Source organism: Micromonospora mirobrigensis (genome assembly GCF_900091555.1).
Classification (GTDB): domain Bacteria; phylum Actinomycetota; class Actinomycetes; order Mycobacteriales; family Micromonosporaceae; genus Micromonospora; species Micromonospora mirobrigensis.
In genome coordinates this window covers 26,791-52,033 of record NZ_FMCX01000008.1, presented here as the reverse complement: position 1 = coordinate 52,033, position 25,243 = coordinate 26,791, and the positions used below count along the sequence as shown (strand labels likewise).

General features: G+C 74.8%; 22 protein-coding genes and 1 pseudogene. 12 read left to right on the top strand and 11 right to left on the bottom strand.

The window, feature by feature from the left end; translation table 11 throughout:
- Nucleotides 1-4 precede the first annotated feature (4 nt).
- The 6 genes from GA0070564_RS23640 to GA0070564_RS23615 form a co-directional block, all read right to left on the bottom strand.
- Entirely contained in the window at nt 5-823 is an 819-nt protein-coding gene (locus tag GA0070564_RS23640) for an alpha/beta hydrolase (RefSeq protein ID WP_091612986.1), read from the bottom strand.
- A complete protein-coding gene (locus tag GA0070564_RS23635) occupies nt 820-2,226 on the bottom strand; it encodes a flavin-containing monooxygenase (RefSeq protein WP_091612982.1) in 1,407 nt (468 codons plus the stop codon). The genes GA0070564_RS23640 and GA0070564_RS23635 overlap by 4 nt, the downstream gene beginning before the upstream one ends.
- A 500-nt stretch (nt 2,227-2,726) precedes the next feature.
- Nucleotides 2,727-3,428, bottom strand: coding sequence for an endonuclease/exonuclease/phosphatase family protein (locus tag GA0070564_RS23630; RefSeq protein WP_091612977.1), 702 nt, complete (start codon nt 3,426-3,428; stop codon nt 2,727-2,729).
- A 10-nt stretch (nt 3,429-3,438) separates the two neighbouring features.
- On the bottom strand, nt 3,439-4,395 hold the full coding sequence (locus GA0070564_RS23625; protein WP_176730810.1) for an ROK family glucokinase: 957 nt from the start codon (nt 4,393-4,395) through the stop codon (nt 3,439-3,441).
- Between the two features lie 64 nt (nt 4,396-4,459).
- Nucleotides 4,460-5,221 carry a hypothetical protein gene (locus tag GA0070564_RS23620; protein ID WP_091613619.1) on the bottom strand — a complete coding sequence of 254 codons (762 nt, stop codon included), beginning with the start codon at nt 5,219-5,221 and terminating at the stop codon, nt 4,460-4,462.
- 43 nt (nt 5,222-5,264) lie between these two features.
- Nucleotides 5,265-5,720 (bottom strand): SRPBCC family protein, encoded by a 456-nt coding sequence (locus GA0070564_RS23615; RefSeq protein WP_091612970.1) that lies wholly within the window; start codon nt 5,718-5,720, stop codon nt 5,265-5,267.
- A gap of 173 nt (nt 5,721-5,893) precedes the next feature.
- Here GA0070564_RS23615 and GA0070564_RS23610 point away from each other — a divergent pair, with 173 nt between their 5' ends.
- The 7 genes and pseudogenes from GA0070564_RS23610 to GA0070564_RS29020 form a co-directional block, all read left to right on the top strand.
- Entirely contained in the window at nt 5,894-7,702 is a 1,809-nt protein-coding gene (locus tag GA0070564_RS23610; protein WP_091613615.1) for an AMP-dependent synthetase/ligase, read from the top strand.
- A 14-nt stretch (nt 7,703-7,716) separates the two neighbouring features.
- Complete coding sequence (locus GA0070564_RS23605) at nt 7,717-9,411, top strand: sensor histidine kinase (RefSeq protein ID WP_091612966.1); 1,695 nt, start codon at nt 7,717-7,719, stop codon at nt 9,409-9,411.
- Nucleotides 9,412-9,418: 7 nt separating this feature from the next.
- Nucleotides 9,419-10,087 (top strand): response regulator transcription factor, encoded by a 669-nt coding sequence (locus GA0070564_RS23600; RefSeq protein ID WP_088972416.1) that lies wholly within the window; start codon nt 9,419-9,421, stop codon nt 10,085-10,087.
- Between the two features lie 203 nt (nt 10,088-10,290).
- Nucleotides 10,291-11,100 carry an SAM-dependent methyltransferase gene (locus GA0070564_RS23595; RefSeq protein WP_091612963.1) on the top strand — a complete coding sequence of 270 codons (810 nt, stop codon included), beginning with the start codon at nt 10,291-10,293 and terminating at the stop codon, nt 11,098-11,100.
- Between the two features lie 86 nt (nt 11,101-11,186).
- Entirely contained in the window at nt 11,187-12,866 is a 1,680-nt protein-coding gene (locus GA0070564_RS23590; RefSeq protein WP_091613611.1) for a putative bifunctional diguanylate cyclase/phosphodiesterase, read from the top strand.
- 162 nt (nt 12,867-13,028) lie between these two features.
- A complete protein-coding gene (locus GA0070564_RS23585; RefSeq protein WP_218104990.1) occupies nt 13,029-13,586 on the top strand; it encodes a hypothetical protein in 558 nt (185 codons plus the stop codon).
- A 121-nt stretch (nt 13,587-13,707) separates the two neighbouring features.
- A pseudogene (locus tag GA0070564_RS29020) lies at nt 13,708-13,869 on the top strand (MMPL family transporter); the annotation flags it as partial.
- 406 nt (nt 13,870-14,275) lie between these two features.
- Here the strand turns inward: GA0070564_RS29020 and GA0070564_RS23580 are convergent.
- The 4 genes from GA0070564_RS23580 to GA0070564_RS23565 form a co-directional block, all read right to left on the bottom strand.
- Nucleotides 14,276-15,400: a glycosyltransferase family 4 protein gene (locus tag GA0070564_RS23580; RefSeq protein WP_091612955.1), complete on the bottom strand. Its 1,125-nt coding sequence runs from the start codon at nt 15,398-15,400 to the stop codon at nt 14,276-14,278.
- Nucleotides 15,397-16,656, bottom strand: a complete 1,260-nt coding sequence (locus GA0070564_RS23575; RefSeq protein ID WP_091612952.1) for a M48 family metallopeptidase — start codon at nt 16,654-16,656, stop codon at nt 15,397-15,399. The genes GA0070564_RS23580 and GA0070564_RS23575 overlap by 4 nt, the downstream gene beginning before the upstream one ends.
- 298 nt (nt 16,657-16,954) lie before the next feature.
- On the bottom strand, nt 16,955-17,179 hold the full coding sequence (locus tag GA0070564_RS23570; protein ID WP_425412526.1) for a hypothetical protein: 225 nt from the start codon (nt 17,177-17,179) through the stop codon (nt 16,955-16,957).
- 309 nt (nt 17,180-17,488) lie between these two features.
- On the bottom strand, nt 17,489-18,934 hold the full coding sequence (locus GA0070564_RS23565) for an NYN domain-containing protein (RefSeq protein ID WP_091612948.1): 1,446 nt from the start codon (nt 18,932-18,934) through the stop codon (nt 17,489-17,491).
- 127 nt (nt 18,935-19,061) lie between these two features.
- Here GA0070564_RS23565 and GA0070564_RS23560 point away from each other — a divergent pair, with 127 nt between their 5' ends.
- The 5 genes from GA0070564_RS23560 to GA0070564_RS23540 all read left to right on the top strand — a co-directional run bounded on the left by GA0070564_RS23560 (nt 19,062) and on the right by GA0070564_RS23540 (nt 24,497).
- On the top strand, nt 19,062-20,816 hold the full coding sequence (locus tag GA0070564_RS23560; protein ID WP_091613605.1) for a DEDD exonuclease domain-containing protein: 1,755 nt from the start codon (nt 19,062-19,064) through the stop codon (nt 20,814-20,816).
- A 129-nt stretch (nt 20,817-20,945) separates the two neighbouring features.
- Nucleotides 20,946-22,736, top strand: a complete 1,791-nt coding sequence (locus GA0070564_RS23555; protein WP_091613600.1) for a RelA/SpoT family protein — start codon at nt 20,946-20,948, stop codon at nt 22,734-22,736.
- Between the two features lie 53 nt (nt 22,737-22,789).
- Nucleotides 22,790-23,326, top strand: a complete 537-nt coding sequence (locus tag GA0070564_RS23550; protein ID WP_091612945.1) for an NUDIX hydrolase — start codon at nt 22,790-22,792, stop codon at nt 23,324-23,326.
- A complete protein-coding gene (locus tag GA0070564_RS23545; protein WP_091612942.1) occupies nt 23,323-24,213 on the top strand; it encodes a nucleotidyltransferase family protein in 891 nt (296 codons plus the stop codon). The genes GA0070564_RS23550 and GA0070564_RS23545 overlap by 4 nt, the downstream gene beginning before the upstream one ends.
- Complete coding sequence (locus tag GA0070564_RS23540) at nt 24,210-24,497, top strand: Lrp/AsnC family transcriptional regulator (protein ID WP_088972423.1); 288 nt, start codon at nt 24,210-24,212, stop codon at nt 24,495-24,497. Before GA0070564_RS23545 ends, GA0070564_RS23540 begins: the two co-directional genes overlap by 4 nt.
- A 69-nt stretch (nt 24,498-24,566) precedes the next feature.
- Here the strand turns inward: GA0070564_RS23540 and GA0070564_RS23535 are convergent, their stop codons facing one another.
- Nucleotides 24,567-25,238, bottom strand: a complete 672-nt coding sequence (locus tag GA0070564_RS23535) for a DUF4142 domain-containing protein (protein WP_091612938.1) — start codon at nt 25,236-25,238, stop codon at nt 24,567-24,569.
- Nucleotides 25,239-25,243 lie beyond the last annotated feature (5 nt).

Sequence of the window (25,243 nt, the reverse complement as noted above, 5' to 3'; positions counted from 1 at the left end):
CCGGTCAGGCGCCGGGGCGGGTCGCCGGCTCCTTGTCCAGCCAGTCCAGCAGCGCGTCGATCGGCTCCCGCCACCGGGCGTCCAGCATCAGGTCGTGGCCCATGCCGGGGAAGAGCAGCGGCGCCGAGTCGTACCGGCGGGCCGCCCGGTTCAGCGCCGACAGCGGGACCACCTGGTCGTCCGGGCTGCCCAGCACCAGCACCGGCGGCCGGCCGACCGCCGCCTCCGGCTGGTCCGGGTTCAGCAGCGCCCACTGGGCCCGCCGGCCGGCCCGGCCCAGCCGGTCGGCGTACCGCCGGGCGTCGGCGTCCGGCAGTTCCCGACTGAACAGCTGCCGCGGCGTCAACCGCAGGCCACCGCCGAACGCCGCCGGCAGCGTGCCGGCCGGGTTGCGGCGCAGCGCCGCGCCGAGGGTCGACCAGCCGCCCAGGACCGGCGCCACCAGCACCGCCGCCCGGGCCGGGTACCGCGCCAGCGCGTGCCCCACCACCAGGGCGCCGGCGCCGTGCCCCACCAGCACCGCCCGCCGCGGCAGCTCCGCCGCCACCTGGACCACGTCATGGGCGTACGCCCGCAGCGTCGCCTCCGGCGCCGGCTCGCTGCCGCCGTGGCCGCGCAGGCTCAGCGCGTACGCGGGGAAACCCCGGCCGGCGGCGTGCTCCAGCCAGTGTTCGGCGAACGCCCACGCGCCGTGCCCGAAGCCCGGCACGAACAGCAGCGGCGGCCGGCCCTGCTCCAGCTGCGGGACCGAGCCGAGCACCTCCCGGCGGGCCGGCCGCACGGGGCGGGCCCACTCCCGCGCCCGCATCACCCGATCCGTCATTTACCACCCTCCAGCTCGTGCAGGGCGCGCTCGACGGCACGCAGGTAGTCGGCGTGACCGACCTCGAACCAGTGCCGGCTGCTGTCCTTGACCGCGCCCGAGTAGCGCTCCCCGGCCCGGGCGGTGACCCGCTGGGCGAAGGCGGCGGCCCGCTCCGGGCGGGCCGCCCGTGCGCGCAGCAGCCGGGCGAAGAGCACCGTCTGCCAGTGCGACAGAGTGAAGATCCCCGAGTCGGGCTGCACCAGGCCGGCCACCGCGAGGGTCGGGTGGCCGGGCGCGAACGCGTTGAGCCAGAGCCGGGGCCGCCCCTGACCGCCCTCGTCGCCGAGCAGCGCCGGGTCGAGGAACTCGAAGCGCGGCAGGTAGCCGGTGGCGAAGACGACCAGCTCCGGGTCGATCGAGCGGCCGTCGGCCAGCTCCACCGTCCGGTCGTGGAACCGGGCGATCTCCGGCACCGGGGTGATCTCGCCGTGGCCGACGTAGTAGACCAGCTGGCTGTTGGCGATCGGGTGGGTCTCGTACACCCGGTGGTCGGGCTTCGGCAGGCCGAACCGGGTCAGGTCGCCGACGGTCAGCCGCAGCGTCCAGTGGTAGAGCCACTGGCGTACCCGCAACGGCACCCGCAGCGCCAGCAGGGTGTCGTTGACCTGGTCGGCCGGGCGGCCGAGGACGTACTTCGGGGCGTACCAGTAGCCGCGCCGGGTGGAGTGCCAGCAGTGCGACGCCTGCTGCGCCGCCTCGACGGCGATGTCGCAGCCGGTGTTGCCGGCGCCGACCACCAGCACCCGCTTGCCGCGCAGCTGGGCCGGGTCCTTGTAGGACGAGGCGTGCATGACCTCGCCCCGGAACCCCTCCATGCCCTCGTAGCGGGGCAGCTTCGGCGACCAGTTGTGCCCGTTGGCGACCACCACGGCGGCGTACCGAGAGGTGCGTTCCGGGCCGTACCCGCCGGTGCTGCGGGTGGTGACGTCCCAGCGGTCACCCTCGACCGGCTCGACCCGGACCACCTCGGTGCCGAACCAGATGTGCTGGCGCAGGTCGAAGTGGTCGGCGTACCGCTCGAAGTAGGAGAGCAGCTGGCTGTGGTGCGGGTAGTCCGGCCAGGAGTCCGGCATCGGGAAGTCGGGGAACTGGGTGAACGGCCGGGACGAGATCAGGTGCGTGCTGGCGTACACCGGGCTGCGGTCGTGCCGCCAGTTCCACGCGCCGCCGACGCCGGTCTCCCGCTCGTAGCAGTCGACGCCGAAACCGTGCTCGCGAAGGTTCTTGACCGCGGTCAGGCCGCTCGCGCCGGCCCCGATCACGCAGACGGTGTCGCCGCGGTCGGAGACCGGGCGGCCGTCCCGGGTCGGGGCGACCGTCGGGTCCGGATCGGGGCGGCCGGGGTCGGTGGAGGAGGGCACCGGGGGACATCTCCTTTGTGCGGCACGCGGGCCGGGTCGGTGCGAAATCCTGCCGAGAATGCCCGCCGTTGTCCAGCCACCCCGACGCGACGGCGCGGTGCGGGTGCGGCCTCCGTGGCGCTGGGTGACCGGCCGGTCGGTCGCTCTCCGTAGGCCCGCCCCGCCGCCGCGGCATTGTCCCGGCCGCCGCTTTGCTCTGCTGCCCCCGACGCACCACCGCGATGACCTGGGGTCGGTCACCCGGTCGGCGGCACGACCGCCGCCACGCCGGTGACGTTCCGCGACTGATGCGTCGGAGGCAGCAGAGCAAAGGCCGGCGGGGACGGAGCCGTCCGGACGCCTCAGGTCACGGCAGGTCACCGTCGGTCACCTTGGTCGTCGGTCGTCATCGACGGTCACCGCCGGCCCCGGCCGCCGGGCCGACCCGCGGACTGCCGCCCGCCCTCCGCCGACCGGCGATGAGCGATCGGCGATGGGCGATCGGCGACCGCCGAGGAGGGTCAGGTGGCGGGCAGCAGCAGGTCGACCAGGATCGGGAAGTGGTCGCTGGCCCGGCGGGTCTGCGGGGTGTCCACCACGTCGTAGTCGACCACGGTGATCCGCGGGTCGACGAAGAGCGCGTCGATCCGGCGGCGCGGGTCCGCGCACGAGTAGGTGTGCCGGTCCGCCCGGTCCATCGCCACGGCGGTGTCGGTCAGCCCCTCGGCCACGCCGCGCCAGGCCGGGCCGTCCGGCCCCTCGTTGAGATCCGCCCCGGCCACCACCGGCAGGGTGGCGGCCGACAGCTCCCGCTTGAACGCCGCCGCCTGCCCGGGCCGCTCCGCCGGGTCGGTGGACAGGTGCGAGCCGGCCAGCAGGAACCGGGCGCCGCCGACCCGGCACTCGGCGTACGCCGCGCCGCGCAGGTGCCGCCCCGGGGTGAGCGGGAAGCGCTGGCACCGGGTCGCGGTCACCCGCACCCGCAGGCTGGTCAGCAGCAGGTTGCCCAGCGCGGGCAGCCCGCCGGCGGCGACCACCATGCCGAACGACTCGGCCAGCGTGGCGGACTTCTGCCGCCACCGGAACCGGCGGGGGCCCTCCTGGACGATCACCACGTCCGGTTCGGCCGCGCGGACCACGGCCGCCAGCGCGGCGGCGTCGTCGCGCTGCGTGTGGATGTTGTACGACACGACGCGCAGCGGCACGCCCCGGTCAGCCGTCACCCCGCCCGCCTCAGATCCGGCGGGCCAGGTCGGCGGCGCCGATCACGCCGGCGCTGTTGCCCAGCTCGGCCGGGCGGATCTCGGCGACCGGCAGCCGGCTGCGCTGGGCGAGCGCGTCCCGGTACGACCGGCGGGTCGGGCCCATCAGCAGGTCACCGGCCTCGACCACGCCACCGCCGACGACCAGCACCTGCGGGTCCAGGATCTGCGCCATGTCGGCCAGGCTGGTGCCGAGCCAGCGACCGACCTGGGCGAACGCCTCGGCGGAGACCGGATCGCCGCCCTGGGCTGCGGCGGTCACCATCGGCCCGGTGACCGCGTCGGCCTCGCCGCCGGCCAGTTCCAGCAGGGCGGTGGCCCGGTGCGGCTCCTGCCGGGCGGCGGCCCGGGCGAACCGGACCAGCGCGCTGCCGCTGGCGTACTGCTCGATGCAGCCGAGCCGGCCGCAGCCGCACTGGTGGCCGTCCGGGACGGTGAGCATGTGTCCCAGCTCGGCGGCGATGCCGTTGGCGCCGCGGACCAGCTCGCCGCCGAGCACGATCCCGCCGCCGACGCCGGTGCCGATGGTGAACATGACCATCGAGTCGTCGGCCTCCCGGGCCGCGCCGTGCCGGAACTCGGCCCAGGCCGCCACGTTGCCGTCGTTCTCGACGATCACCGGCTTGCCGACGGCGGCGCTGACGTAGTCGCGCAGCGGCTCGTCCCGCCAGGCCAGGTTCGGCGCGAACAGCACGGTGGAGCGGCCGGCGTCGATCCAGCCGGCGGCGCCGATGCCGACCGCGTCGACGGTGTGCCCGGCGGCCAGCTCGGTGACGACCTCGATGATGACGTCGCGGGTCTTTCCGACGTCATCCGCGGGGGTGTCCCGCCGGACCTGCACGAGAACCTTGCCGGCGTCGTCAACGACACCGCCGGCCACCTTCGTGCCACCGACGTCGACTCCGATGGTCAGCGTCACCGCTGCCACTCCCCTCTGCTGTGCTGCCCGGCATCGGCCGAACCGGCCGTGCGATGCCCGGGATGTCAGGTGGTCAGGCCCCGTCGCCTGCTGCGTCCCCGCCCACCTCTCCGGAGGCCCGCGACGCGGGCACCACGGGACGGCCGGCCGGCGACCGGATCGTTCCCGGCGCGTCCGGCCCGGCACCATCGGCGGGCTGCGACAACTCCGGCTCGGCGGGGCTGACGCCACGCCGCGACCCGGAGCCGTCCTCGGCACCCGGATCGGCCGCGCCCTCCCCCCGGGTGGCGGCCGACCACACGTCCTGCTCGGGTGCCGGCTGAGAATCATGCCCGGTCCGGGTGGCCTCGCGCCACACGTGGTCCCCGCCGGGGCCTCCCGCCCGGGGCGTCGGGTCCGACCCGGCCGCCCCGGCGTGGTCACCGGCGGTGGGCGCGGCGGCACGGGTGGTGCCCGGCTCGGCGCCCGTCGGGGCGAAGGCGCGCAACAGGCTGGCCACCCCGGCGGCCAGATCACCCGCGCCGGTGGCGAGCCGCTCGGCGAATTCCGGATCAGGGTCGCGCAACGCGGCGATACCGCGACAGACGGGGCAGATGCAGCATTCGGGGGTGCCGGTGGCGAAACCACCCCCACCCTCGCGCCCGGGGCGCGGAGCGCCGCTCCCGGCGGAGAACCGGTCACCGGTGTGACCGAGCACACCCGAGAGGATCCCACCGAGCGGACCCCAGGCGCCCCCGGCCGGCCCCGCCGCGGCGGCCAGCCGCGTGGTGGCCAGCAGCGCGGCGACCAGACGCTCCGCCTCTTCCCGGGCCGAACCCGGCTCCGTACCTGCCATCGTCGGCTCCTCTACCGTGGCGACCGGGCCGCCGGTGGTCGGGTCAGTGTGCCGCACCGGGTGTCTCTACCCGGCGCTTGAGCTGCTTCAACGCGGTATCCATGATCATCTTCTCGGCCTTGCGCCGAAACATCCCGAGCATCCCCACGGCCAGCTCCACCTCGAGGGTGTAGGTCACCGTGGTGCTGCCGTCCGGGTTGCCCACCAGGTCGTACGACCCGCGCTGGGAGCGCTGCATCTTCGACGGCGCGACCAGGTGCCACTCGATGCGGGACAGGTCCTCGGCGTACTCGTAGGCCAGGACGTACTCGTCGGCCATCACGCCCGCGTCGATGGTGAACCGGACCTGGCTGGCATAGCCGTCCTCGTACTCCTCGACCACCTCGGTGCCGCGAACCGCCTCGGTCCACTCGGGGTAGCTCGGGAAGTCGCAGATGACCGCCGCCACCCGCTCCGGTGGCGCGCCGATGACGATCGACTGGGTGGAGGTGTCCGCCATGGGGGGAGGCTACCCGGCGCCGGGCGCGCCCGCCCCGCTCCACCCCCGGACGCGGGTGTGTCCCAGCAGTCGGGCGGGCAACCTGGCTGTCGGCGCCGCCGGAGCGGACGGGTAGGTTTCGACAGAGCCGACCCAGCGGCCGGCCCGGCCAGTGCGAGCACGAGGGAGTGCAGGTGCGCGAGTTCTCCGTTCCGCCGATCGTCACCGTCGGCGACGCGGCAAACCTGACCGACCCGGTCTGGGACAACGCCGAGGCCGCGCCGGACGCGGTGCAGTTCGTCCGCCCGGTCCGCACCGGCGAGGCGGGCACGGGCTGGGTGGACGTGACGTGCCGGCAGTTCCGCGACGAGGTGGTGGCGGTGGCCCGCGGGCTGGTCGCCGCCGGCATCGGCGCCGGTGACCGGGTCGCGCTGATGAGCCGCACCCGCTACGAGTGGACGCTGCTCGACTACGCCATCTGGGCGGCCGGCGCGGTGACCGTGCCGATCTACGAGACCTCCAGCGCCGAGCAGGCCGCCTGGATCCTGGCCGACTCCGGCGCCACCGCCGTGGCCGTCGAGACCACCGCGCACGCCACGCTGGTGGCCGGCGTCCGCGACCGGCTGCCCGAGCTGCGCCACGTCTGGCAGATCGACCTGGGCGCCGTGGACGAGCTGGTCGCCGCCGGCGGCTCGGTCGACCAGGCCGACATCGAGGTACGCCGCACCAGCGTCCGGGCCGGTGACGTCGCCACGATCATCTACACCAGCGGCACCACCGGCCGGCCCAAGGGCTGCGTGCTGACCCACCGCAACATGTACGCCGACATCGCCAACGCGGTGCCGGTGCTGCCCAACCTGTTCAGCCCCGGCGCGTCGACGCTGCTCTTCCTGCCGCTGGCGCACGCCTTCGCCCGGCTCATCCAGATCGGCGTGGTGCAGGCCCGGGCCACCATGCGGCACTGCGCGGACACCAAGGACCTGGTCGGCGAGCTCCAAGAGTTCAAGCCGACCTTCGTGCTCTCCGTGCCCCGGGTCTTCGAGAAGGTCTACAACGGCGCCCGGCAGAAGGCCGAGGCGGACGGCAAGGGCCGGATCTTCGACCGGGCCGAGAAGGTGGCGATCGCGTACAGCGAGGCGCTGGAGACCGCCGACGGACCGGGCCTGGGCCTGCGCGCCCAGCACGCCCTCTTCGACAAGCTGGTCTACCGCAAGCTGCGCGCCGCCCTCGGCGGCCGGTGCCGGGACGCGATCTCCGGTGGCGCCCCGCTCGGCGCCCGGCTCGGGCACTTCTTCCGCGGCATCGGCGTGACCATCTGCGAGGGGTACGGCCTGACCGAGACCTCCCCGGCCGCCGCGGCGAACCTGCCCACCGGCACCAAGGTCGGCACGGTCGGCCGGCCGCTGCCCGGGGTGACCGTGCGGATCGCCGACGACGGCGAGATCCTGATCTCCGGCGACCTGGTCTTCGAGGGGTACTGGAACAACGAGTCCGCCACCGCCGAGGCGCTGGACGCCGGCTGGTTCCGCACCGGCGACCTGGGGCAGCTCGACGACGACGGCTACCTCAGCATCACCGGGCGCAAGAAGGAGATCATCGTGACGGCCGGCGGCAAGAACGTCGCCCCGGCCGTGCTGGAGGACCAGGTGCGGGCGCACCCGCTGGTCAGCCAGTGCCTGGTGGTCGGCGACCGGCAGCCGTTCATCGCCGCGCTGGTCACCGTCGACGAGGAGGCGCTGCCGAAGTGGCTGGCCGCGCACGGCCGGCCGGAGACCGTCACCGCGGCCGAGCTGCGCGACGACGAGGCGCTGCGGGCCGAGATCCAGGGCGCGGTCGACCAGGCCAACCAGTCGGTGTCCAAGGCCGAGGCGATCAAGGTGTTCCGGATCCTCCCGCACGACTTCACCGAGGCCACGGGCGAGCTGACCCCGTCGCTGAAGGTCAAGCGGCAGGTCGTGCACAAGACGTACGCGGCGGAGATCGCCGACATCTACCGCGGCTGACTACGATCCGTCACGTGCCCGCCTCGACACCCAGCCGACCCCTGACCCATCCCCTCGCCGCGGTCTCGCGGCTGGTGATGCTCGCCCTGGTCGCCCTGCTGACCTACGTCGCCACCCGCGACCCCGCCCAGCTCTGGTGGATCGCCCTGCTCGCGGTCGCCGGGCTGCCCGCCCTGCTGGCCCCCCAGCACCGGCTGCTCGGCCCGCTCAGCCGGGTCGCCGAGGTGGTGGTCCTCGGGCTGGCCGCCAGCCAGGTCGCCGCCGTCGCCGACATCGGCGGCCCGGTCGAGGGGCTCGGCGCCTCCGCCGTGCTGCCCTACCTGGCCGTGCCGGTGACGGTCACCGCCCTGCGCCGGCACTTCCGGGAGGGCGCCGGCCTGCTCGCGGTCACCGCGCTGACCCTGCTGGTCAGCGGCGCGCTCACCCGCGTCGACGGCGGCCGTCAGCTGGCCCAGCCCGGCTACCTGGCGGTCTGCGCGCAGTGGCTGGTCCTGGCCGGCCTCGGCCTCTACGCGGCGGCCAGCCTGCACCAGGTGATGCGGGTCCGTGGCGAGGGCAAGCCCCAGCCGTACGCCGAGGCGACCCGGCTGCTGACCCAGCTGCGCACGGTCGCCCGGCAGCTGCCCGGCGCCACCCTGGACCCGGGCGGCATCTCCGAGCACCTGCTGGAGGAGTTGCGGCTGGCCGCCCCCACCGACCGGGGCGCGGTGCTGTCGGCCAGCGGCGGCGGCCGGCTGGTGGTGCTCGCCCAGATCGGCGCCGACCGGGTCGACTGGGAGACCACGCTGGACGCCGACTCGGCCATCGCCGACGCCTGGGCCAGCCAGCAGCCGCACACCTCGGCCCGCTCGCAGGCCCGCTCGCACCGCGGTGGGGACGTCTCGGCGCTGATCGTGCCGCTGGTGGCCGGGGTGCGGACGGTCGGCCTGGTGGTGCTGGAGTCGGACACCGCGCAGGCGTACCCGGCGCCGGTGATGTCCCGGGTGACCGCGCTGACCGGCCCGGCGGCGCTGCGGCTGGAGGCGGCGCTGCTCTTCGACGAGGTGCGCTCGCTGGCCACCAACGAGGAGCGGCAGCGGCTGGCCCGGGAGATCCACGACGGGGTCGCCCAGGAGCTGGTGATGGTCGGCTACGGCATCGACAACGCGCTGGCGTACGTCGACGAGGACCCGAAGGAGACCGCCGAGGCGCTGCGGCTGCTGCGCCAGGAGGTCACCCGGGTGATCCAGGAACTGCGGCTGAGCCTGTTCGAGCTGCGCAGCGAGGTGGACCGGCACGGCGGGCTGGCCGCCGCCATCGCCGAGTACGCGCGCACCGTCGGCGCCTCCGGCGGGCTGCGGGTGCACCTGTCGCTGGACGAGTCGACCGCGCGGCTGCCCGCCGCCACGGAGGCGGAGCTGCTGCGCATCGCCCAGGAGGCGGTGACCAACGCCCGCAAGCACGCCGGCGCGTCGAACCTCTGGGTCACCTGTGAGGTGGACCCCCCGTACGCGCAGATCGAAGTGTCGGATGACGGTCACGGCATCGGTGACCAGCGCCCGGACGGGCACTATGGTCTTGCGATCATGGCGGAGAGGGCGGAACGTATCCGGGGCCGGTTGGAGATCAGGCCGCGGCAACCCAGCGGCACGACGGTGGCCGTGGTGGTCGGCTCCTCGCCCCGGCGCGATAAGGTGCGCGGCAGCGCGGCAGCAGCAGAAGGGGAGTAACCCGAGGATGACCACTAGCCCGACACCGGCGACCCGTACCAAGGTCCTCCTTGTCGACGATCACGACCTCATCCGCAAGGGGCTGCGGCACGCCTTCGAGCGGGACCGGCAGTTCGAGGTCGTCGGCGAGGCGGCCACCGCTGCGGAGGGCGTACGGCAGGCCGGTGCGCTCCAGCCCGACGTGGTGATCATGGACCTGCGCCTGCCCGACGGAAGCGGCCTGGAGGCCACCCGCGCGCTGCGCAAGTCCAGCGCCACCATGGGCATCGTGGTGCTGACCATGTATGCCGGCGACGACCAGCTCTTCGGCGCCCTGGAGGCCGGGGCGAGCGCGTTCGTGCCGAAGACCGCGCCGGCCGACGAGGTGGTCGCCGCAGCCCGGCACGCCGCCTCCTCCCCCAGCGCGTTCACCGCCGCCGACCTGGCCGAGGCGATGAAGCGCCGGCTGGCCCCGTCCGGCCCGCAGCTCTCCCCGCGCGAGGGCCAGGTGCTGCGGCTGCTCGCCGACGGCATGAGCGTGGCCGGCATCGCCAAGCAGCTCTTCGTCAGCGAGTCCACCGCGAAGACGCACATCTCGAAGCTCTACGAGAAGCTCGGCGCCGCCAACCGGGCCCAGGCCCTGATGACCGCGCTGCGGCTCGGTCTGCTCGAGGCGCCGGACGCCCCGAAGTTCTGATCCACCGCGCCGACCGAGAGGTCCGCGTTCCGCCCGGGTGACCGGGCGGGCGCGGGCCTCTCGCGCGTACGCGGGTCGATCGCCCCTGGTCGGCCGGGCGGGACGGCCCCGGCTCTTCTCAGCCGGGGCCGGGAGGGGCACAATACGCCGGTGGCCCGCAGGGCCGACCATTTCCCGCGTTGTCCAACCAAAAGGGGTCAGGCATGCAGCGGCCGGACTGGGCACCCGACACCATCGACATCGAACGCCCCAGCGCGGCCCGCATGTACGACTACTACCTCGGCGGCTCGCACAACTTCGCCCCGGACCGGGCCGCCGCCCGGGCGATGATGGCGGCCGTGCCGGAGGCCCCGCTGATGGCCCAGGCCAACCGGGCGTTCCTCCGCCGGGTGGTGCAGTACCTGGCCGAGTCGGGAGTCCGGCAGTTCCTCGACATCGGCTCGGGCATCCCCACCGTCGGCAACGTGCACGAGATCGCCCAGCGGGTCGCCCCGGACTCCCGGGTGGTCTACGTCGACGTCGACCCGGTGGCGGTGGCGCACAGCCGGGAGATCCTCGCCGGCAACGACGGGGCCACCGTGATCCAGGAGGACCTGCGCCGGCCGGCGGCGATCCTGGCCCACCCGGAGGTCACCCGGCTGCTCGACTTCTCCGAGCCGGTCGCCGTGATGATCGTGGCGGTGCTGCACTTCGTCGCGCCGGAGGACCGGCCGGCGGAGGTCCTGCGTACCCTGCGGGACGCGTTGGCCCCCGGCAGCCACCTGGTCCTCTCCCAGGCCAGCGACGACGGCCGGGACGGCACCGGCGAGCGGGCCGAGGCCGAGCGGGTCTACCGGCGCACCGACAGCCAGCTCTGGTTCCGCGGCCGACGCGATCTGGTCGACCTCTTCGACGGCTTCGACCTGGTCGAGCCCGGGGTGGTCTGGGTGCCGCAGTGGCGGCCGGAGTCGCCGGAGAGCGTCGAGGACGCCGAGCGGGCGGTGTTCATGGGCGGCGTGGGGCGGCTGTCGTGACCGACGGGCCGGAGAGCGACAGGTCCTGCCCGGGGGCGTTCGCCCGGGCCTGGGCCAAGGCCGTCTCGGGCACCAGCTACCTGCCGATGACCCAGGCCCAGTTGGAGGCGCTGCTGCACCGGCTCACCGGGCGGCTGGCCGAGGCGCTGCGCTCCGAGCCGTTCGACCAGCGCATCGGCCAGCAGGTCGGCGCGGAGTTGGTGGCCGCGCACATCGCCTCCGCCGAGGGGCTGGGCCGTACCGTCGAGGTGATCCAGCTGCGGCTGCTGCGCGACCTCGGGCTGGTCGCCGACGACGGTGAGGACCGGATGGCGCGGCTGCTGGCCACCGTCGCCACCGGGTACGCCCGCGCGTTGCGCGACCGCACCCTCGACGAGCAGGAGTCCATCCGGCGGGCCGCCATGGTGGCTCGGGCGCAGGCCGAGCGGGCGCTGCGGGACAGCGAGGCCCGGTTCCGGCACCAGGCCAACCACGACCCGCTCACCGGCCTGCCCAACCGGGCCCTGCTCACCGAGCGGCTCACCGCGGCCATCGCGGGTCGGGGGGCCGACCGGGTCGGCGTCTGCTTCCTGGACCTGGACCGGTTCAAGGTGATCAACGACTCGCTCGGCCACCAGATCGGCGACCTGCTCCTGGTCGCGGTCGGTGAGCGGCTGCGACAGGCCGTCGGTGAACACCTGGTGGCGCGGCTCGGCGGCGACGAGTTCGTCATCCTGGTCGAACGCAGCGGCGGCGCCGACGACGTGGTCCGGGTGGCCGAGACGGCGCTGGCCGCCGTCCGCCGGCCGGCGGTCGTCGCCGGACACGAGCTCACCGTCTCGGCGAGCATCGGCATCGTGGAGCAGCCGGTCGACGGCACCACCCCCGGCGAGCTGATGCGCGCCGCCGGCAGCACCCTGCACTGGGCGAAGGCCGCCGGCGGGGCCCGCTGGTCGGTCTTCGACGCCGACCGCAACGAACGCGAACTGGCCCGGTACGCGCTCTCCGCCGCCATCCCGGCGGCGCTGGAGCGCGGCGAGTTCCTGCTGGACTACCAGCCGCTGACCTCGCTGCGCGACGGCGCCGTCCTGGGCATGGAGGCGCTGGTCCGTTGGCGGCACCCCCAACGCGGGCTGCTGCGCCCGGACGCCTTCATCGGGCTGGCCGAGGAGACCGGGCTGATCGTGCCGCTCGGCGGCTGGGTGCTGGCCGAGGCCTGCCGGGAGGCGGCCGGCTGGGGCGACGGGTCCGCGCCGGCGCCGTTCGTCAGCGTGAACCTGGCCGTGCAGCAGGTCCGCCGACCGGGCCTGGTGGACGAGGTGCGCGGGCTGCTGCGGCGCACCGGCCTGCCGCCGGAGCGGCTCCAGCTGGAGCTGACCGAGAGCACCATGATGAGCACCGCCGAGGAGCCGGTCCGCGCGCTGCGGGTCCTGGCCGACCTGGGCGTGCGGATCGCCATCGACGACTTCGGCACCGGCTACTGCAACCTGGCGTACCTGCGGGGGCTGCCGGTGACCGAGTTGAAGGTGGCCGGCGAGTTCGTCACCGGCCTGCGCGCCCCGGAACCGGCGAGCCGCACCGACGAGCGGATCCTCGCCTCGCTGGTGTCGCTGGCCCACGCGCTGGACCTCACGGTCACCGCGGAGGGCGTGGAGACCGCCGAGCAGGCCGACCGGCTGCGGGCGATCGGCTGTGACGCCGCGCAGGGCTGGCACTTCGGCCGGCCCGGTCCGGCCGCGCGGCACCTGACCCGCTCCCCCGCGCTGTCGGGCACACCGGCCCGCTGAGTTCGGGGCGGCCGGCGCGGGTGGCGCCCCGCACATAAAATCGCTTCGATGTCGTACCCACACGGCGGCCGGCCGGCTCCGGCACCTCCAGGTCCCCGGTCACCGGGGGCAGGGCCCGCGCTGGTGGTGATCCTGGCCGTGCTCGGACTCGTGGTGGCGTGCGTGGCCATGATTCCCGACTGGGCCAGCCTGCTCGCCGCCGATCGGGAGCCAGTCCGCCTCGCCCCGACACTGACGCCGGTCGGCACCAGCCCCACAACGGGCAAGGCCACCGCACCGGCTCCGGCACCCTCCCCGGGCGGTGGCGCGTTCCTTCCGCCCGAGAACCTCGACCGCTTCGTACTGCCGGGGACGAATCTGGGTCTCGACCCGGCGGCCCGAGCCGACCTGGACAGTCGCCCGCCGCGGGCCTGGGTGGACGACTCCGGCACGCCCGGGGCAGACCTGGTGTACACGTACTTCGACCTTGAGCGGGGACGGGGGGTGGTGCTGGGCTCAGGGCCGGCCACTCGGCCCGGCAGTGCCGAGGACTGCCTCCGATTCACCCAGACCGAGTCACTGGGAGCTGGGGTGAGTAAGGGCGATCTCGCCCCCGGTGCGGCCTTCTGCCTGTCGACCGGGGACGGAAGTGTCGCCTGGCTGAAGCTGATGCGGATCCGCGACCAGCGGAGCCGCTCCTCGAGCCTGGAGTTCGAGGTGGCGGTCTGGCACCGCCGCTGACCGAGCGACCCCGCCCGCGGTCAGGCCCGCGTCGGGACCTGACGGCCGTCGTCGCCGTCGAGGTACGCCAGCACGGCCAGCACCCGCCGGTTCTCCTCGGAGGGACGGCGGCATCCGCAGCTTGGTGCTGGCGGCGGCCTTCGGCGCGCTGCTGGTGCTGCCGCTGGTGCCGTCGGTGCAGATGGGCGTCATCGTGGCCGTCGGCATCCTGCTCGACACGCTGCTGGTGCGTAGCCTGCTGGTCCCGGCGCTGACCCCCGACCTGGGGGCATGCACCTGGTGACCGGGCCGGCTGTCCCGCCGGTTGCCCCGTCCCACGCCCCCGCCCCTGGCCGAGCCGGCCCTCAGCCAGCGGTGACCGGCCCCGACCAGCCGGTGACCGGCCCTGGCCGCCGGTCGTGCCCCGACGGGCCGGCGTGACGGGCCGACGTGACGGGCCGACGTGACGGAAGTGGGACGTCCTCGCGCCGCCTTTGGAGCTGATGTCGTGAACGACTCAGCCGTCGTGAGCCGATGCGCCGGGCGGCCGGCCCGGTGGCCCTGAATCGTTTGCGACATCAGCTCCACAGGAGCCGGAGAGCGGCACCCTGGGCGGCTCGGACCGGGCGGGCTCGGACCGGACGGGCTCGGACCGGACGGGCTCGGACCGCGCATCAAGGAGGTGACCGGATGCGGAAGGTGGGACCGGTTCAGCCTGCGAGCAGGGTGGCCATCCGCTGGGCCTGGGTCTCCCAGCGCCACTCCCGCTCGACCCAGGCCCGCCCGGCCGCGCCGAACTGGCGGGCCAGGTCCCGGTCGGCGAGCAGGGTGGACACCCGGTCGGCGAGCTGGGCCACGTCCCGGCCCCGCACCACGTACCCGGTCTCCCCCTCGCGGACCGCGTCCGGCGCGCCGCCGGAGTCCCCGGCCACCACCGGCAGCCCGGTGGCCGACGCCTCCAGGTAGACGATGCCGAGCCCCTCGACGTCGAGGCCGCGGTTGCGGGTACGGCACGGCATCGCGTAGACGTCACCGGCCGCGTAGTGCGCCGGCAGCTCCGCGGTGGGCACCGAACCGGTGAACACCACGTCCCGCTCCACGCCCACCTGCCGGGCCAGCTTCGCAAGCGTCGCCCGGTACGGCCCGCCGCCGACCACCAGCAGCGCCGCGTCCGGCACCCGGCGCCGGATCTCCGGCATGGCCCGGATCAGCATGTCCTGGCCCTTGCGGGGCACCAGCCGGGACACGCACACCACCACCGGGCGGTCGGCCAGCCCCAGCCGCACCCGGACCGGGTCGCCGTCCACCGACGGATGGTAGGTGTCGGTGTCCACACCCGGCGCCAACCGCTCCAGGTCCGTCACCCCGTGCAGCGCCCGGGCCAGCCGCACCCGGGTGTACTCGCCGAGGAAGGTGACCACGTCGGTGCTCCGGCCGATCCGGCGCAGCAGCCCCCGGGCGCCCGGCAGCGCCGCCCAACCCACCTCGTGCCCGTGGGTCAGCGCCACCACCCGCCGGATCCCGGCCCGCCGGCGCAGCCCGCCCCCGAGCAGCCCCAGCGGCGCCGCCGCCCCGAACCACACCGTGTCGCAGTCGTACGACCGGGCCAGTTCCGCCGCCCGCCGGGCGACCAGCGGGGTGGGCAGCAGCACGCGGGTGCGTTCCCGGACCACCTCGAAGGGCTGGTCGGCGTCGAACTTCTCGGCTCCGCGCCAGCTCGACGCGTAGACCACCACCGAGCCGGACGGCTGCCGCACGGCGAGGTTGTGCACGAAGGACTGGATGCCACCGGGCCGCGGCGGGAAGTCGTTGGTGATCAGCAGCGTCCGGGTCATCGACCGGTCTCCCTGGCGTAGGCGCGGGCAGCGGCCATCCGCTCCACGGTGGACGGGTGGGACGCCGACCACAGGTGTTCCCAGCGGGGCGGGTCGGGGTCGGCCAGGTTGACCCCGGCCAGCCGGCGCTGCATCGCCTCGAAGGTCACCGGGTCGCCGGTCAGGGCGAGCGCGTGCGCGTCGGCCCGGGCCTCGATCCGACGGGACACCAGGGCCTGCACCGGCCCGGCGACCAGTCCGACCACGGTGACCAGGGCGAGCAGCAACGGAAACGCGCGCGGCTCGGCGACCGAGTCGACCCCGGCCTGCCGCAGCAGCGCCGACCAGGAGCCGAGCAGGTGGAGCCCGACCACGGCCGCCGCGGCGCCCAGCGCGCCGAGCAGGGTGCCGGTCCAGACGTCCCGGTCCTTCGCGTGCCCGAGCTCGTGCGCCACCACGCTTGTCACCTCGGCCGGGGTGGCCTCCCGCAGCAGGGTGTCGTAGACGACCACCCGGCGGGTCGGCCCGAGCCCCGAGACGTACGCGTTGACCGCCCGGGTACGTCGCGACGCGTCCGCCACCAGCACGTCGCGCACCGGCACCCCGTCCCGGGCCGCCATGCTGGTCAGCTCGGTGCGCAGCGGGCCGGGCTCCATCGGGGTGAACCGGTTGAACACCGGCTCGACCAGCACCGGCAGCACGAAGGAGAGGAGCACCACCAGCCCGGCCGCGCCGGCCGCGCCGAACGCCCACCACCAGCGCGGGGCGAGCCGGGTCACCGAGTAGAAGCCGAGCAGCGCGATCGCGGCGATCACCGCGCTGACCGCGTACGACCTGAGCAGGTCGCCCACCCAGCCGCCCCAGCCGTGCGTGCTCAGGCCGTAGCGGGTGAGCACGCTCTGCCGCCAGGCGGCGAACGGCAGGGTGAGCAGGTCGGCGAGGAGGGACACGGCGAGCCCGCCGAGCACCGCCTGGGCCACCCAGTGGTCGCCGAACGGCCGGCCGACGGCCTCGACCAGGCGGGAGCCCAGCGGGGTCAACCCCAGTGCCAGCGCCACCAGCAGGCCCACGGCCAGCGCACCGTAGCCACCGGGGCGCAGCGCGGCGTGGAAGGCCCGTCCCCGGGCGACCTGGTCGGCCGGGAGCTCCCGCAGCGCGGCGAGCTGGTCGGCCCGGGGCGCCGGCGGGCGGGCCCACGGAATCAGCAGGGCGGCGGCCAGCAGCAGCGCGACGACCAGACCGGCGAAGGCGAGCACCGCCCACCCGCGCGGGCTCATGCGCCGGCTCCGAACGGGCCGGCTCCGGGCCGGCCCGCTCCCAGCGGGCGCGCGTGCCCGGTAGACGGGCTCAACTGCCCGTTGGACGGGCTCGACTGCCCGGCCGCACGCCGTCCTCGCCCACGGTGCTGGGGACGCGCCACCCGCGCCGGTTGCCGCGCACCGTGGCGGGGTCGTGTCGCCGTACCCCCGGTCATGCCGCCGCTCCCCCCGCCGTGAGCGCCCATCCTATGGTCCGCGCCGGGCGGGCCCGGTCTCGGTGCTCGACCGGGGGCTCGGCGGCTGCGGCGGGGTCGACTCAGGCGACCCGGCGGTCGCGGTCGGCGCGCCGGCGACCCGCCGGCCGGGTCTCCGTCTCCAGCACCTCCACCTCGAACCCGGCGAGCGCGAACGTCTCGACGGCCCGCCGCTCGGCCGAGCCGAGCCGGGCCGCCGGCGAGTCCACGTCGAGCAGGGCGGTCACCAGGCAGTCGGAACAACCCCGGCCGCGGATCCCGCACCCGTCGCAGTCGATGAGCATCATGCCTCCTGACGCTGTGCGGCGGCGGGCGGAACGAACCTCGTCACCACCCGACCACCGTCGGTCAGGTCGGACACTAGCCCCGGGGTACGACACAACCGGACAACCAGTGATCAACAGCGACATGCGGCAACCCGCGCCACCGCACGGCAAGCGGGTCGGCAACTTCGGGGAAGATGCCGCCTCGGTGCGTCGCGAGGCAGCATCTTCGGGGAAGTTCTGCGGATCTCCAGTCCACTGGACCCTGCGGCGTTCGGATGGGACCGACCTGCCGCATCCCCGCGCCAACGGCAGGCGGGACCCGGCCCGGGGTCAGGAGCGGGACAGTCGCCGGAGCAGGGAGTCGGCCCCGAGCGGGTACGCGCCGTGCCGGCGTACCCCGTCGGCGACCTCGCGGTCCGAGGAGACCACGACGACCGGCCGCCCGGCCGGCTCGGCCCGGACCAGGCGCCGGATCAGCTCGTCGGCGGTCTCGCCCTTGCGGGAGAAGAGCACCCGCACGCCGCGCGGCGCGGGGGGCAGGCCGTGCATCCGCTCGGCGCCGTCGAAGACCACGGTGACCTCGTCGCCGGTCTGCGCGGCGATCCCCCCGAGCCCGGCGATCAGGCGTTTGCGCTGCTGCTCGAGGGACATCTCGCCGAAGCCGCGCTTGGTGACGTTGTACCCGTCCACCACCAGGTGGGCGCGGGGCAACGCGAGCAGCTGGTCGAGGCGGGCCGGGTCGTCGGTGTCCCGGGCCCGGGCGGCCGGGCCGGCCGCGCCGGCCGGGTTGTCGGCGAACGCGTCGGCCACGAAGTCGGCCGGCAGCCGCTCCACCGGGTCCAGGGCCAGCTCGCGGCGCAGGCCGACCGCGGCCTGGCCGATGGTCTCCAGCAGCAGCCAGAGCCGGGCGTCGTCGACCGAGCGGGCCTCCTTGGCGCTGGCCCGGGCGACCCCGGCCGCGGCCTCCGCCTCGGCCAGCCGGGCCCGGGCCCGGCGCAGCTCCGCCTCGGTGTCGGCGGTGGCGCGGGCCGTCCGTCCCCGCTCGGTGGCGAGCAGCTCGGTCGCCCTGCGCTCACGGGCCTGGGTATCGCGCAGGGTCCGGGTGAGCTGCCGGGCCTCCTCGCGCAGCTGGCCGAGCTCCTCGCGGACCCGGGCCAGCTCGTCGCGGAGCTTCTCCGCCTCGACCCGGGCCACCGCCCGGTCGTGCTCGGCGCGGGTGGCCCGCTGCTCGGCCTCGCGGACCAGCTCCGCCACCACCGCGCTGTCCGCCTCGGCGCGCACCGCCGCGCCGCTGGCCTCGATCAGCTCCCGCCAGCCCCGCGGCCGGGCGAGGTAGGCCAGCGCGGCCACCTCGACCGGGTCGGCGGCGGCGGGCGCGGTGCCCTCCACCACGGCGGCGCCGAGGTCGCCGGCGTCGGTGATCACCCGGGCGGTGACCCGCTGCCGGAACAGCGGGTCGGCGGTGAGCTGGGCGGCGATCATCGGGGCGCCGAGCCGGGCGCGCCGGTTGGGCGCGAACTTGGCCACCCGGCGCAGCGGCACCGGCACCTCGTCGAGGGGCAGGCCGGGCAGCACGGCGGCGGTGAGGGCCACGATCCGCTGCCGGACCGGCTCGGGCAGGACCGGCTCCGGCTCGGGTGGAACCGTGCCCTCGGCGGATCCGGGCCGCCCCGGGTCACCGTCGAGGGTCGCCGCGGAGTCCTCACCGGCACCCTGCGCGGCGACGACCGGCTCCTGCGGCGGGAGCTGATCGTCGGACGGGTCGGTGAGGGGCATGTGGCAAGTCTCCCACCGCGACCGGGCCCACCGCCTGATGAGTGAGCCGATCTCTCATCCTAGACCGGTGGCGACCCCTGGGGCCCGTGGGACGGGAGTGTCGGACCGGGGCGTTACCGTGCCGCACGTGGCGGAACGAGGGTTCGTCCAGGAGGCGCTGGCCGGCCTGGACCCGACGGTGAGCGGGGTGGATCCCGCGCTGCCGCTGCACGCGACCACCTTCGTCGTGGTCGACCTGGAGACCACCGGCGGGGCGCCGGACGGCGGCGGGATCACCGAGATCGGCGCGGTCAAGGTGCGCGGCGGCGAGGAGCTGGGGGTGCTCGCCACCCTGGTCAACCCGGGGGTGCCGATCCCGCCGTTCATCACCGTGCTGACCGGCATCACCCAGGCGATGCTGCTGCCCGCCCCGCCGATCGAGCAGGTGCTGCCGAGCTTCCTGGAGTTCCTCTCCGACGCGGTGCTGGTCGCCCACAACGCCCCCTACGACGTGGGCTTCCTCAAGGCGGCCTGCGCGAAGCACGGTTACCGTTGGCCCAACCCCCGGGTGCTGGACACCGCCGCCCTGGCCCGCCGGGCGTTGACCCGCGACGAGGTGCCCAACCGCAAGCTGGGCACCCTGGCGGCCTACTTCCGCACCACAGTGCAGCCCACCCACCGGGCGCTGGACGACGCCAGGGCCACCGTCGACGTGCTGCACGGGCTGATCGGCCGGCTCGGCGGGCACCGGGTGGACACCATCGGCGAGGCGATCGAGTTCGCCCGGGCGGTCACCCCCACCCAGCGCCGCAAGCGGCACCTCGCCGAGGGGCTGCCCAAGGTGCCCGGGGTCTACATCTTCCGGGCCGCCGACGACCGGCCGCTCTACGTCGGCACGTCCGTCGACATCGCCACCCGGGTGCGCAGCTACTTCACCGCCGCCGAGAAGCGGGCCCGGATGTCGGAGATGCTGGCCGCGGCCGAGCGGGTGGAGGCGGTCGAGTGCGCCCACCCGCTGGAGGCCGAGGTCCGCGAGCTGCGGCTGATCGCCGCGCACGCCCCGCCGTACAACCGGCGGTCGAAGTTCCCGGAGCGGATGGTCTGGCTGAAGCTGACCGACGAGGCGTACCCGCGGCTGTCGGTGGTGCGCAACCTCTCCCCCACCGACACCGCCTACCTGGGGCCGTTCCGGTCCAAGCAGGCCGCCGAGCTGGCCGCCGCCGGGTTCCACGACGCGGTCCCGCTGCGCCAGTGCACCCACAAGCTCTCCCGGCGCACCACCATCGCGGCCTGCGCGCTGGCCGAGCTGGGCCGCTGCCCGGCGCCCTGCGAGCACCGGATCACCCCCGAGGAGTACGACGACAGCGCCGCCGCCCCGTTCCGGACGGCCACCGTCACCGACCCGCAGCCGGTGGTGGACGCCCTGCTGGCCCGGATCGGCGCGCTCTCGGCCGACCAGCGTTACGAGGAGGCCGCGGTGGTCCGCGCCCGGCTGGCCGCGGTGCTGCGGGCGACGGTGCGGATGCAGCGGCTGGCGGCGCTGACCGGCATCGCCGAGCTGGCGGCGGCCCGGCCCGCCGCGCGCGGCGGCTGGGAGCTGGCGCTGGTCCGCCACGGCCGGCTGGCCGGCGCCGGGGTCTCCCCGCCGGGGGTGCATCCCCGGCCGACGATCCAGGCGATCCGGGCCACCGCCGAGACGGTGCTGCCCGGCCACGGGCCGGTGCCGCGGGCCTCGGCCGAGGAGTCCGAGCGCATCCTGTCCTGGTTGGAGCGGCCGGAGACCCGGCTGGTGGAGATGTCCTCCGGATGGTCCTCACCGGTCGGTGGCGCAGGGCGGTTCCACGACCTGTTGCGTAAGGCCGAGAACGGCTCGTCCGCCCAACTCTCGGCCGAAAGCTCATGAGCAAGTGACCATTCGGACCACCTCGATGCATCTACTCTGTTAGAGAAGTGCAGTCCTGCCCGATTCGTGGGCCTGCTTCCGGTTGTCGGGTCCGACCGCCGTGGAGCCAGGGGTGAGGAGGTGTCCCAGGTGGACGTCGACGCCGGACGCGGCGCCGCCCTGGGGGGCGCCCTCCCGACCCAGCCGGGCGAGCTGCCCCTGACCCGCCGGTTGCGCTCCCTGTTGAGCTGGCCGACCACCGACAACGACCCGGTGGGTCCGCTGGTCCGCAGCCACCGGGGCATCCACGCCAGCGCCGACGCGTCGGTGCTGCGCCGGGCCTACACGATCGCCGACAACATGCACCGCGGCCAGTTCCGCAAGAGCGGCGAGCCGTACATCACCCATCCGCTCGCCGTCGCGGAGATCTGCGCCGACCTGGGCATGGACACCACCACCCTGGTGGCGGCGCTGCTGCACGACACGGTGGAGGACACCCGCTACACCCTCCAGGCCCTCCAGGAGGACTTCGGCCGGGAGGTCGCCCACCTGGTCGACGGGGTGACCAAGTTCGACAAGGCGTTCTACGGCAAGAACGCCGAGGCCGAGACGATCCGCAAGATGATCGTGTCCGCCGGCAAGGACGTGCGGGTGCTGATCATCAAGCTGGCGGACCGGCTGCACAACATGCGTACGCTCGGGGTCCGCTCGGCCGCCTCCCGGGAGCGGATCGCCCGCAAGACCCAGGAGGTGCTGGTCCCGCTCTGCGACCGGCTCGGCATCCAGACCCTCAAGCGGGAGCTGGACGACGTGGTGCTGCTGCACCTGGAGCCCGACCAGCACGCCCGGCTGGCCCGGCACGTGCACGACCGGCCGGGCTGGGACGCGTACCTCGACTCGGTGGTGGCCAAGACCCGGGTGGCGTTGCGACGCAGCCGGGTCGACGCCGAGGTCGCCCCGCGTCCCCGGCACCTCTACTCGATCTGGAAGGACACCGTCGCCGGCGGCCACACCGCCCCCTACGACCTGCCCCGGATCGTGATCGTGGTCGACGGCCCGGCCACCGACTGCTACGCCGCGCTGGGTGCCGTACACGGGGTGTGGCGGCCGATCCCCGGCCGGTTCAAGGACTTCATCGCCTCCCCGAAGAACAACCTCTACCGGTCGTTGCACACCAGCGTCTGCGGCCCCCAGGACCGCACCGTCGAGGTGCTGATCCGCACCGAGGAGATGCACCGCGCCGCCGAGTACGGCGTCGCCGCCCAGTACCGCTTCCCCCGGACGAGCTGGCGGGACGCCGACCGGGCCGACGAGCTGGCCTGGCTGCGCCGGGTGCTGGACTGGGAGCAGGACACCGTCGACCCGACCCAGTTCATGGCGTCGCTGCGCTGCGACCTGTCCGAGGCGCAGATCCAGGTGGTCGCCGACGGCCGGCAGGTGGTGCTGCCGGCCGGCGCCACCCCGGTCGACCTGGCGTACGAGCTGGGCAGCGAGCGGGGCGACCACTGCCTGGCCGCCCGGATCAACGGGCGGTTGGCGCCGCTCGCCTCCGAACTGGAGGAGGGTGACGTGGTGGAGATCTACACCGAGACCGACGCGGAGAGCGGCTTCGAGGCGGACGTGGCGCCGCGCGGCCCCCGCCGGGAGTGGCTGGGCTTCGTCAAGTCGCCGCACGCCCAGATGCAGATCAACCGCTGGTTCGCCGAGCACACCGAGCCCGGCATCTCGCTCGCCGACAAGGTACGCCTCGGCCGGGCCACCATCGGCCTGGCGCTGCGCAAGCACGACCGGGGGCTGGCGAACGACCTGCCGCTGCTGCGGCTGTCGGAGGAGCTGGGCTACCCCGACCTGGAGACCCTGCTGGTGGCGGTCTTCGACCGGACGGCCGAGCCCGACACCGTCGTACGCCAGCTCATCGACCTGGTGGACAACCGCCGGTGACCGGTGCTCGGGGCGGACGCCTGCGGGCCGGCCCCGGCCACTAGCCTGGTGTCATGATCCCCCGCTCGCGCGCCACCGGACGGGCCGTCGCGTACCAGCTCTTCTACCGGCTGCCGGTGCCGGTCCGCCGCCGCCTGGTGCGGTTGGCCGTGCCGAAGTACGTCGTCGGCGCGGTGACCCTGGTCCGCGACTCCGAGGCCACCGGCGTCGGTCGGCTGTTGCTGCTGCGCCAGCCGCCCGGCCACAGCTGGACGCTCCCCGCCGGCCTGCTCCAGCGGGGTGAGGACCCGGTGGTGGGCGCCGCCCGGGAGCTGTTCGAGGAGAGCGGCATCCGGCTGCCCCCGGAGCGGCTACGCCCGGCCACCCCGAACGCGGTGGTGCACGCGAAGGGCTGGGTGGACGTGGTCTTCGAGGCGGAGGTGCCGGCGGCCACGACCGAGCTGGTGGTCGACGGCGCGGAGGTGTTCGAGGCCGCCTGGCATCCGCTGGACGACCTGCCCCGACTCAGCCGGGCCACCGCCCGGCTGCTCGGCGTCTACGGCATCGGCCCGCAGGCAGGTCAGCTGCCGCCCGGCGGCCGGCCGGCATGACCTGGCGGGCGGCGGTGCCGGTGTGCGCGGTGGTGCTGGCCGCGGGCGAGGGCACCCGGCTGCGTCCGTTGACCGAGCGGCTGCCCAAGGCGCTCTGCCCGGTCGGGAACGTGCCGCTGCTCGACCGGGCCCTGCACCGGCTGGCCGGGCTCGGCTTCACCGGGCCGGACCGGGTCGCGGTGAACGCCTGCTACCTGGGTGGGCAGGTGGTCGACCACGTCGGGTCGCGCGCCCACCTGTCGGTGGAGCCGGGCGACCCGCTGGGCACCGCCGGGGGCCTGGGCAACCTGCGGGAGTGGATCGCCGGCCGCGGCGTGTTGGTCGGCAACGCCGACGCCTACCTGGCCGATCCGCAGGCGCCGCCGGGCCCGGACGTCGCGGCGCTGGTGGACGGCTGGGACGGGCACAGCGTACGCCTGCTGGGTCGGCCCGCGGCGGACCCGGCGGCCCCCGGCACCTTCGCCGGGCACGAGTTCGTCGGTTTCTCGCTGCTGCCCTGGCACCGGGTACGCGAGCTGCCCGCCACCTTCGCCGACCTGGTCCGTACGGTCTGGCGCCCGGCGGAGGCGGACGGCGAGCTGACCGTGGTGCCCTACCGCGGCACCTTCTACGACACCGGCACCCCCGCCGACTACCTGGCGGCCAACCTGCACGCCGCCGGCGCCGGCAGCCTGGTCGATCCGACCGCGACCGTCACCGGCCGGGTGGAGCACTCCGTGGTGGGCGCCGGCGCGGTGGTCCACGGCGAGGTCGTCCGCAGCGTGCTCTGGCCCGGTGCCCGGGTCGCCGGGCACGAAGAGCTGACCGACACGATCCGCACCGCCGCGGTCGACCTGGGGACAACTAGCATGAGCGGCGACGCCGACGAACGGAGAAATGTCCAGTGATCACCGCGATCGTGCTGATCGACTGCGCCACCGACTCGATCCCCGAGGTGGCCGAGAACCTGGCCAACCTGCCCGGGGTCAGCGAGGTCTACTCGGTGGCCGGTCACGTCGACCTCATCGCCATGGTCCGCGTCCGGGAGTTCGAACAGATCGCCGAGATCATCGCCGGCAGCATCTCCAAGGTCCCCGGCGTGCTGAACACCGAGTCGCACATCGCGTTCCGGGCGTACTCGCAGCACGACCTGGAGGAGGCCTTCGCCATCGGGCTGGCCAGCGCGGACTGAGGCGGACACGACGACGGTGGCCGGCCCACCCCCGCGGGGCGGACCGGCCACCTTCTCGGCCGTACGACGTCAGCTGTTGCTCGGAGCCGGCGTCTGTGTGGTGGTGCCACCCGGGGCCGGCGACTCGCTGGTGCCGCCCGGGGCCGGGGACTCGGTGCCGCCCGGCGTCGCGGTGCCGCCCGGGCTGGGCGAGCCGCTGGCGCTGGTCTGCGGGACCGGGATGCCCAGCTGCTGGGCCAGGGCCACCAGCGCGTCGTAGTGCGCCTGAAGGACCGGCAGCGCGTCCTGGGCCAGCTGGACCACCGACTGCTCGGAGCCCTGCGAGATCTCGGTCTGGGTGGCCTGGATGGCCTGCACGTGACCGGCCAGCTCAGCGGTCACCCACGCCTTGTCGAACTCGGCGCCGCTGAGGTTCTTGAGCTTGTCCAGCACCTTTTGCTGGTCGGCGGTGGGCTTGTCCGGCAGCTTGACGTTCAACTGCTGCGCGGTGCTCTGCACCGTCTGGTCCAGCTGGGTGTGGTCGGTCACGAACTGGGCAGCCAGATCCTTGACCTGCTGGTTCTGGGCCTTCTGCTGCGCCACGCCGCCACCGGCGATCTCGGCGAGGTTCACCTGATGCACCGCCTGCAGGTACTGGGTGTCCTGCGTCGACGGCTGTGCCGCGGCCTGCGCCGCAGCTGCGGGCGCCAGCCCGACCACCACCAGGGCGGCCAGCAGACCGAGGCGTTTGATACCCAACATCTTTC